The 9,631-nt window shown below is 53.4% G+C and carries 9 protein-coding genes and 1 pseudogene; 3 read left to right on the top strand and 7 right to left on the bottom strand.

The window, feature by feature from the left end; translation table 11 throughout:
- Positions 1-323: 323 nt before the first annotated feature.
- Both AC221Y_RS15370 and AC221Y_RS15365 read left to right on the top strand, forming a co-directional pair.
- A complete protein-coding gene (locus AC221Y_RS15370; RefSeq protein ID WP_299754983.1) occupies positions 324-737 on the top strand; it encodes a universal stress protein in 414 nt (137 codons plus the stop codon).
- 144 nt (positions 738-881) lie between these two features.
- Complete coding sequence (locus AC221Y_RS15365; protein WP_486707670.1) at positions 882-1,730, top strand: universal stress protein; 849 nt, start codon at positions 882-884, stop codon at positions 1,728-1,730.
- 374 nt (positions 1,731-2,104) lie between these two features.
- On the opposite strand, the gene AC221Y_RS15360 is transcribed toward AC221Y_RS15365, so the two are convergent.
- A complete protein-coding gene (locus tag AC221Y_RS15360) occupies positions 2,105-2,692 on the bottom strand; it encodes a CIA30 family protein (protein WP_486707669.1) in 588 nt (195 codons plus the stop codon).
- 629 nt (positions 2,693-3,321) lie between these two features.
- On the opposite strand from AC221Y_RS15360, the pseudogene AC221Y_RS15355 reads away from it, so the two are divergent.
- Positions 3,322-3,474, top strand: a pseudogene (locus AC221Y_RS15355) (IS256 family transposase); the annotation flags it as partial.
- Between the two features lie 189 nt (positions 3,475-3,663).
- Here AC221Y_RS15355 and AC221Y_RS15350 read toward each other — a convergent pair.
- From AC221Y_RS15350 to AC221Y_RS15325, 6 genes are all read right to left on the bottom strand, one after another.
- On the bottom strand, positions 3,664-4,398 hold the full coding sequence (locus AC221Y_RS15350) for an ABC transporter ATP-binding protein (protein WP_299750415.1): 735 nt from the start codon (positions 4,396-4,398) through the stop codon (positions 3,664-3,666).
- Positions 4,399-4,400: 2 nt separating this feature from the next.
- The gene (locus AC221Y_RS15345; protein ID WP_299750393.1) at positions 4,401-5,255 is read right to left on the bottom strand and encodes an ABC transporter ATP-binding protein; all 855 of its coding nucleotides are present in this window, start codon (positions 5,253-5,255) and stop codon (positions 4,401-4,403) included.
- Positions 5,252-6,166 (bottom strand): nickel transporter permease, encoded by a 915-nt coding sequence (gene nikC, locus AC221Y_RS15340; RefSeq protein ID WP_299750396.1) that lies wholly within the window; start codon positions 6,164-6,166, stop codon positions 5,252-5,254. The genes AC221Y_RS15345 and nikC overlap by 4 nt, the downstream gene beginning before the upstream one ends.
- Positions 6,167-7,225 carry an ABC transporter permease gene (locus AC221Y_RS15335; protein ID WP_299750399.1) on the bottom strand — a complete coding sequence of 353 codons (1,059 nt, stop codon included), beginning with the start codon at positions 7,223-7,225 and terminating at the stop codon, positions 6,167-6,169.
- Positions 7,226-8,821 carry an ABC transporter substrate-binding protein gene (locus tag AC221Y_RS15330; protein WP_299750402.1) on the bottom strand — a complete coding sequence of 532 codons (1,596 nt, stop codon included), beginning with the start codon at positions 8,819-8,821 and terminating at the stop codon, positions 7,226-7,228.
- 54 nt (positions 8,822-8,875) lie between these two features.
- The coding region (locus AC221Y_RS15325) for a dipeptidase (RefSeq protein ID WP_486707668.1) at positions 8,876-9,631 on the bottom strand (756 nt) is incomplete at its 5' end.

Raw genomic sequence — 9,631 nt, 5'->3', positions numbered from 1 at the left:
TACAATCCGCGCCGCCGCCACTCATCGCTAGGCGGCAAAAGCCCCTTGGCATTCGAGCGAAAGGCCGCATAAATGAGTTGAGAGACCGGAACGTTAGCGAAACAAGACCAGTCAAGCGGCAGGCCGGAGCGATGCCTGCTGCGGGTATCATCAATTGGGTAAGTGATTTGGCTGAAAAGCGAGCGCGAAAGCCCTTCATTCTGACCGAAGTCCATAAAGAAAACGGGTTGGGTACCAGCTCAAGTCGACGAGAATAGCTGACACAGATCAATGTGAAGGACACAATAATCTGCTTCCAATCTTGAGAGTTGGAGGGGAAGACTATGTACAGAAACATTCTTGTTGCGGTTGAACCGACCCATGCCGAAAAGCACGAAGAGGCTTTGAAACTGGCGTTGCATCTGGCGGAAGGCGTCAATTCGGAAGTCACCGCTTTAACGGTGATTGAACCTTTGCCGAATTATCTTGGCCCTAGCGAAACCAATCGCAAGAATGAAACTAGGGCCGGAGAAGCGGCGATGGCGGCATTGCGGAAGTTTGTCGGACCGCTTTCAGAAATCAAAACTTTAATCCTGCATGGGGCGGCTGGTCCCGAGATACTGAAATACGCCAAAGAGAAGCGCATCGACTGCATCGTGATTGCCTCGCACAAGCCTGGACTAAGCGACTATTTCCTCGGTTCGACAGCTGCACGTGTTGTACGGCACGCGTCCTGCAGTGTGCACGTTTTGAGATGAGTATAGATAATTTCGTCCCCTCACCGCGTGTCAAAATCTAACGAATTGAGACGACCGACGGTACTGCACCAACCCAGAAATCAGGCAGGAGGGCAGAATACCGCCGCGCTAAATGACCTTCAGAGTCCTTCGAAAGGAAACGATATGAGAAACCAGACCGTTCTTTTTGTTATGAACGAGGCGACCACGGACGGCGAGGCAAGACAAATAGCGGCCCATGCTGCAGGACAAAACAGTCGCTTGATTTGCCTAATCCTGTCGATGGTGCCGACCTACCCACTTAGCTCATTCGGCGTATTGCCATATGGAAGTGTGGACGTGGCCCCAGGATGGGCTGAAGAGATAGCACAGCAGCGGAAGATGCTGAGAAAGAGGTCCGAAGCAATACAGGCCATACTGGAAAGTGAGGGAACTTCTGGCGACGTCCACGCGGTATCTTGCGTGCCTTCAGATGTCCGGAGTGTCGTAGCAAGACGCGCTTTGGTCTGCGATGCTGCAACCGTATCGCAGAGCCTTCGCAATGACGACCCGGATGCATTCCACGCCGCCGTAAATGGCGTGCTTTTTGAATCCCCTATTCCACTTGTTCTGAACGGCCTGCCGCTCGATCAACCTGAGTGTGTCTTTCTTGCTTGGAACACTGAGCTTCCGGCATCCCGTGCAGCTCATGCCGCTTTGCCGATGTTGAAAGCCGCAAAGGAAGTCATAATCGGTAGCTTCGATCCGATTGCCACTGAACTTCAAGATGGTGAAGATCCCGGCGCCGATTTGGCAATATGGCTGAGCCATCAGGGCTGCACCGTCACTATTAACCAATATCCTAGCGGCGGCGAGGAGATTGGCGCGTGTATAAGACACCGGGCCACAGAGGTTGGAGCCGATCTGGTGGTTATGGGAGCTTTCGGTCGGTCGCGGCTGCAACAGTTTGTCTTTGGCGGCACGACGCGTTCAATGACGGAACAGACCGCCGTGAAGGTGCTCATGGCACACTAATAGCAAACGGCATGTAATTACTCGCGTCATCAAAATTGGCTGACACGCTACCCCCGAATTAGACAGCAAGTTGCAATCGCGGCGGTGTGATTGATGCATCTCAATGTCCAGATTTCTGAAGGCTGAAATAGTCCGGACACGGGACAAAGAGAGGGACGACCTCGCCGTCAAGATTATGAAAGTTCGCTCCGGACGCGACGTACATGTGCACGGGTGGAGCGAATAGAGGTTCAGGACCGTAAAGCGAACGAGATTCGATGCATTAAGGCAAAATGAATCCAGTGCCCTTTCGGGCATTCGGTTCTCTTCAACTCAGTTGCACAAAGCTTGGCGTGAAACCTGAGCTTGCCAACACCGGAAGTGGGGACAATCTCTCAGAAGAAACCTACCTCTTTGATGTCGATTTGGGCGTCATGTTCGCGGCCAAAAGCAACAATTCCAATGGATTTGAGGCTACTTGCACGCGGTACATTTCTAAGCAGCCTGCCGGAGGGTTCAAAGGCTGTGAACGGCAATCGGACCTCAGTCCAATCTTGCGCCACTTCGAAACCGGCCTGGTAATATTGCCAGGGAAGCATTGTTCCACGCGTGCGAAGATGAACGAAATACCTTTGATCATTGCCACGCACCAATAGGCGCACACCCGAGGAACCCTCAGGAGCAGCATTGGGTAATTCCATTCGAATTTGGATGAATCCACCGTTGTTTTCGGTGCTCACCTTCCCGGTCATGTGCGCATAGAGATCGCCGTTTTCGCTTACGAAGGTAGCCTGCCCAGTGGACACGCCGCCCATGACTCGGTCAGTGAAAAAACTCCACCGGGCCTCCGGTTGGAACTCAAAATTCTCTACCATAATATCCTCAGCTAAGGCGGCCACGGGCGCAAGGAGCATCAGGAACGCAAAGGCAGATAGATTTAAGACAAAGCGCATGATTGGATGCTCATCCTGAAGCAGGATCATTCACTTGGGTATTGAATTGAACGATGTCGAGACACAGTAGGACAAATATCTTCATGCGGACCTACATCTCCTCTTGGTTCGCACTTTAACATCTCGATGTCCCAAATTGCAGGTATCCGATAGCGTCCAGTTTTCATGACAGAAAATGATGTTGTTCGTTCAGTCGACCTGACTGCCCCTGAGCCCTCAACAACCACGCCTGCATCGTCCTGCCGACTTTTCAATATGTTCTCGCGTCTTGAATAACGGATAACAGATACCATTTATTGAATGTGTTGCCGCTGGGTGTGGCTTTTTTAGAGAGTATTGATGGGTCTGTCCCGGTCCATCTTTTGCAGCGGCAGCACGATACCACCTGCACATGCACCGGACCTATCTTGACCATTAGAAGACAGATGGCAAGTCAACGAAGGCGTAAAATCCTGCCACTAGGGCGGAGTAAAAGTAGGCCAGTTTGTGCGCGCGCCTTGGAGCGTGATGCCCTCAAGTAGCAAACACATTCCATGGCGCCCCTCTCGGCAGCATCCTGTGGATGCGCCTGCCGGGCAATGGATGGTGTCTACTTCCGACCTCGAATGGCTGAGGAAAAACAATGTGTTCTGGTGCTAGTCGGGGCGGATGAATGGGGTCTCAGCCGCAAAACCGGCCTCGTCATTGCGTTCAAGCTGATGATGTCAGCGCGGACGAAATGGCGCAAACTTGACGGGGCAAACCGAATGACCGAGATCATTGAAGGGGTTGAGTTCAAGGACGGGATCAAGCAACTTCAAAACGCCGCCTGATCAAGCCGTCACCAACTTTCGGGCATAGCTCGTTTCGCAAGCTGGGTATGCAGAGCGTATTAGATTTGGGAAGGGCAGCCATTGGTGTCTATTGCCGCGAAAGTTAGCTTTGATTCCCATTTCCGAATTTCCGCAATGCGGCCAAAGTCCAGTTTAGAAAAAATGGCGTCCGAAATGCAAATCAGTCCCTCAGATCGACGCCGCTAGCAATTCTTGCGAATAGGGGTGGCTTGCTTGCGCCTTTCGTAGCGCTTCAACCTCCATGATCTCTACAATCTCACCATCTTTCATAACGGCCAATTGTTCACACATATGCCCCACGACGGACAAGTCATGAGAGACCATTATATAGGTCAATCCGTGTTCCGTTCGCAAATCGGTCAGCAGGTTGAGGATCTCTGCTTGGACCGATACATCAAGTGCTGAGGTTGGCTCATCTAACAGCAGGATGCTGGGTTTCGGAGCCAAAGCGCGGGCGATAGCGACGCGTTGCCTTTGGCCGCCCGACAGTTGATGTGGATAGCGAAAGCGAAATTTTCCGCCGAGACCGACATCATCCAGCAGCTTCACAACGCGGGCGTCAATATCGCGAAACCCGTGTAGATAGAGTGTCTCTCCCAATACTTGATCCACGGAATGGCGCGGGTGCAGCGACGCATAAGGGTCCTGAAATACCATCTGGACGACTTTGTAGAAGGACTTTTGGCGCGTCTTGTCGACGGGTTTCGTGTCGACGGAAATCGCGCCAGACCAGTTCGGGGTGAGCCCCATCACCGCGCGCAGGATGGTGGACTTTCCGGACCCGCTTTCGCCGACTAGACCAAAACTGGCACCGCGATTTACATTGAAGCTGGCGTTTCTCACCGCGTCAACACGGTCACGTCCGTTCCCGAACCAAACGCTCAAATTATCCACGTTTAACATACTCACAGGCGCGCACTCACACTTGGGGCTTCGGACCATGCTGGATCGCGGCTCAGCACTTGCAGTTTGTCACATGGAGCATCCAGACGGGGCAAAGAATTGAGTAGTCCGCGCGTATAGGGATGCTGCGCATCGTGCAGCTTGTCAGCGTCGCAAACCTCAACAATGCGACCCGAGTACATGATCAGCACACGATCGCAAAAGTCAGCAACAAGATTCAGATCGTGACTGATGAAAATTAGCCCCATGCCTCGATCCGTGACCAGCTTGTCAATGATTGATAGAACTTGCCGCTGGACTGAGACGTCCAAAGCAGAGGTCGGTTCATCCGCGATAAGGATTTCGGGGTTTGGGATCAGCATCATTGCAATCATAATACGTTGACCCATTCCACCCGACATTTCGTGCGGATAAGCGCGCATGACGCGTTCCGGATCCCGGATTGAGACCGCTTCAAGCATCTCCAGCGACTTAGCGTAGGCCTCTGATTTTCTCGCTTTGTTGTGTAGACGGTAGGCCTCGATGATCTGCTGGCCGATAGTCATTACCGGGTTCAGAGAGAACTTAGGGTCCTGCATGACCATGGAGATCCGTTGGCCGCGTACGTCGCGCATTTGGCGCTCAGACTTCAGCATCAGATCGTCACCTTCCAGCGAGATCTGGTCGGCGGTCACGATCCCCGGAGGACGGATCAGGCGTAGGATGGCGCGGCCTGTCATTGACTTGCCGGACCCACTCTCGCCCACAATACCAAGCCGTTCGCGCCCCAAAGTAAATGACACGCCTCGCACTGCGTCAAAGACGCCTTGGCGTGATGGGAATTTCACCCAAAGGTTTTCGACATCCAACAACGTCACTTCTCACTATCCTTCGGGTCAAGCACGTCACGAAGCCCGTCACCGAGCAAGTTGAAGGCCAAAGAAACTGTGAAGATTGCCATGCCGGGCATTGTGGCAACCCACCAATGATCGAGAATGAACCTGCGCCCCTCAGAAATCATCGCACCCCATTCCGGGCTGGGCGGTTGCGCGCCAAGGCCCAGAAAACCCAGACCTGCGGCTGCAAGAATTATACCCGCCATATCAAGCGTCACACGCACGATCAAAGACGAGATGCACAGCGGCCAGATATGTTTGGTGATGATGCGCATCGCGCCGGCACCTTGTAACTGAATAGCGCTGATATAGTCCGAGGATCGTATCGTTAAGGTCTCTGCTCGTGCGATACGGGCATAGGGTGGCCATGCGGTCAGAGAGATTGCGAGAACAGCATTTTCGATTCCTGCGCCCAAGGCTGCTACAAAAGCCAATGCCAAAACAAGGCGCGGAAAGGCCAGAAATATATCCGTGATCCGCATGAGCACTTGATCGGTCCAGCCACCAACATAGCCCGCGACAGTCCCTACCAGAAGGCCCGATATGGGGGCGATCAGGGCGACTAAAGCGACGATATAAAGCGTGATGCGAGAGCCATAGATCAGGCGGCTGAGTATATCACGACCAAGGCTGTCAGTGCCAAAAGCATGCCCGTCAGACCACAGAGGTTGCAGGCGGTTGGCAAGATCTTGGGCAAAGGGGTCATGTGGGGCAAGCAACGGTGCTGCAAAGGCGGTCAGCAGCAGAAGGATCAAGATCCACAACCCGACCATCGCCATCGTATTTCCGCGAAACGAAAGCCAGCCTTGATAAAGAGTCGATAGTTTTGCATGCCGCCGAGAGGTCGGTGTGTCGGTTAGTAACCAAGCACGCCATGTTTGGATATCCACCATCTACTTCGCCCTTGGATCGAAGAATTTGTAGAGCAGATCTGAGAAGATATTGAGTAGGATGAAGATCAGACCAACCACGACAGTTCCGCCCATCACAGCGTTCATATCGGCAGACAGTAGCGCTGTAGTGATATAGCTACCGATGCCAGGCCAGCTGAATATAATCTCGGTCAGCACAGACCCTTCAAGCAAGTTCGCATAACTGAGCGCGATCACGGTGATCAGCTGAACGCGAATGTTCTTGAACGCATGACGCCAGATCACGGCGCTTTCCGACATGCCTTTGACGCGTGCAGTTGTGATGTACTCGGCGCTCAATTGTTCCAGCATAAATGACCGCGTCATGCGGCTGATATATGCGAGACTATAATAACCCAGAAGGGATGCAGGCAGCACTATGTGACTTAGCGCGTCTTTGAAGACCAGCCAGTTTCGGTCGAGGATACTATCGACAAGGATCATGCCCGTCACTGAGGGCACGATATCGACATAGAAAATTCCGACGCGGCCCGGGCCACCGACCCAACCCAAAATTCCATAGAAAATCAAAAGGCCCATCAGGCCTAACCAAAAGATTGGCATCGAATAGCCGACCAGAGCGATGACCCTTGCGACCTGATCGATCCACGATCCGCGCTTGACGGCGGCAACAACGCCTAATGGCACACCGAGCACGATCCCGGCGAAAACGCCTATTGAGGCAAGCTCCAAAGTCGCAGGAAACACCCGCGCAATGTCTTGAGAGACAGGGCGGGCAGTCAGCAAGGACTTGCCAAAATCACCATGGATGACGTCCCAGACGTAATAGGCAAACTGAACGATGATCGGCCGGTCCAGTCCGAGTTGCTCATAGGCTGCGTCATAGGTTGATTTAGAGGCCTGCTCGCCGACAATCGCCAAAACCGGATCAATCGGCATTACCCGTCCGATGATAAATGTCACGAACATCAGGCCAAGCATGGTCACTATGATCGAGCCAAGCGTCAGAAACGTGGTTCTGATCCAAAGCTCAAGAGGCGCCTTACGGCGCCCCTCGCTATTGTTTTCTGCCAATGCCATTTACTTGGTAACGGGCCAGTAAGATACGGCTGTAATCGCACCGCCCAGATTGAGGTTCTGGACCGCTTCATTGCGGCCTGTCTGCTCGATTTTTTGGAATAGGATTGCAAATGGCGCGATGTCACGAAATTCGGCTTGAATGTCCGCATACATCTGTGCGCGTGTGTCCCGGTCGCCTTCGACAACAGCCGCTTCGACTTTGGCCGTCAGGCCACCGGTGTCCCAAGCATTCCGCCAAGCCAGAAGGCCCGTCGCTCCAGCTTCGTCAGTATTGTCGGGGTTAAACGCAAATGTGCCGGCATTAGTGTGTGGATCCGGATAGTCCGGTCCCCAGGCACCCATATACATATCCAGTTCCCGTGCCCGGTAACGGCCCAGAATGGCCTTGGCGGTCCCCACTGTGATGTTCAGCGTAATGCCTGCCTGCGCAAACGTGTTTTGCAACGACTGAGCGATCTCAATTCGCTCTTGTGCTTCACGCACGCCGACTTCAATCTCGAACGGGCCAACGCCGGCAGATGCCAGCAATTCCTTGGCCTTTTCGACATTCAGGCTGAACGGATTCTCATCCACAGCACCCAGATAGGTGCGTGGCAAGAAGTTCTGATGGATCGTGTACTGACCGTTGAGAAAACTGTTCTGCATACCTTCATAGTCGACCAGATATTTGATCGCTTGGCGCACTTCGGGTTTGGACAGAATTTCGTGCTTCTGGTTGACCGAAATATACATCAATCGGCCACGTAATTCGTCATCGATGGCCACGCCGTCTGCACTGCGCGCACCAGCGATATCTTCGGGGTTCAGGTTACGTGCGACGTCAATGTCACCGCGTTCCAGCATCAGACGTTGGGTCGCGCTTTCTTGCACATGGCGTACAATCACACGTTCCATTGCTGGTGCACCGCCATAATAGTCAGGATTGCTGACCAATGTGACGCTTTCGTTCGGTTTCCAGCCTTGCAGCACGTAAGGACCGGAGCCGGCAGAGTTTGTCGCGAGCCATGCATTGCCCAGATCGCCGTCGACTTCATTGGCCATCGCCACTTCCTTGTCGACGATACCGCCGATCGTGGCGGTGAGGCAGTTCAATACAAAGGACGTGGCATAACGCTTGTCCGTCGTAATGCGAAGGGTATTGCCCTCGGCCACGATAGTGTCACCGACATTCTCGGCAGTGAAGCCGAATTGTGTCAGAATGAAAGATGGAGTTTTGTTCAACGTGACGACGCGGCGCAGCGAAAACTCGGCATCTTCAGCGCGCACCGGGTTGCCCGAATGGAATTTGACGCCTTCACGCATGGTGAAAGTGATGGTGCGGCCATCCTCGCTTACTGTCCAGCTTTCGGCGAGATCGGGTTGATAGCCCGCATCCAAGTTCAACGGGTCAAAGTTGACCAGTTTGTTATAGATGTTGCGGCTGACATCAGAGCCTGCGAATTCAAAGCTTTGTGCAGGATCAATTGTGGTGATGTCGTCAATCCGGTTGGCGATCACCAGCATGTTTGCGGGCGTTTCGGCGATGGCGGCAACGGAGGTTAATCCGACCGCAAGGCTGATGGCCGCTGTAGATAGTAAGCGGTTAAAAGCATTCATAATTCTTTACCTCTCCTGTTTGGTTTTCCATAATGTCGAGCGTGCTTGGCTAGGTTAGGACCCCCAGGTTTTTTCGAGCACGCGCAACCAGTTTCCGTGGCACAGCTTGGTCATCAACGCATCGTCGTACCCGTGCTTTGCCATGGCCTGTCTCAAATTAGGCAGATCAGCGACGGTCGTCACATCCTCCGGTACAATCGCCCCATCATAATCAGAGCCCAGACCGACACGATCCTCGCCCAGATGCTCAATTAGATAATCCAAATGCCGCAACATTTGGTTCAGCGGCACATCGGCGATCATCCGCCCATCTTCGCGTAGGAACGCCACTGCAAAATTCAGGCCTACCATGCCGTCGCTATCTTTGATCGCCGCCAGTTGGTCATCCGTCAGATTTCGCGAATGCGGGCAGATGCCGTGGGCATTGGAGTGCGTGGCCACCAGCGGCTTGGTGGAATGTCGAGCAACGTCCCAGAATCCGACGGCATTCAGGTGTGACAAGTCGATCATCACTCCAAGCTCATCGCACCGCTTGACCAGTCGTAGGCCATGATCCGTCAGGCCGGGGCCGATATCGGGATCGCTGGGATACCGGAACGGCACGCCATGGCCAAAGATGGTCGGGCGGCTCCAGACCGGGCCAATGGATCGCAGCCCCGCTTGATACAGCACTTCAAGCGTGTGCAGATCCGGGTCAATAGCCTCGGCGCCTTCAATGTGGAAGATTGCCGCAATCTGACCATCCCAACAATGGGTACAAAGCTTCTCTTTTGGTAAACCGATTGCTTCTACCAAATCGTTAAGGTCTTG

The organism is Boseongicola sp. (genome assembly GCF_057460485.1).
Note: the sequence above shows the minus strand (reverse complement) of the source record. Positions and strands in the feature narration are given on the sequence as shown.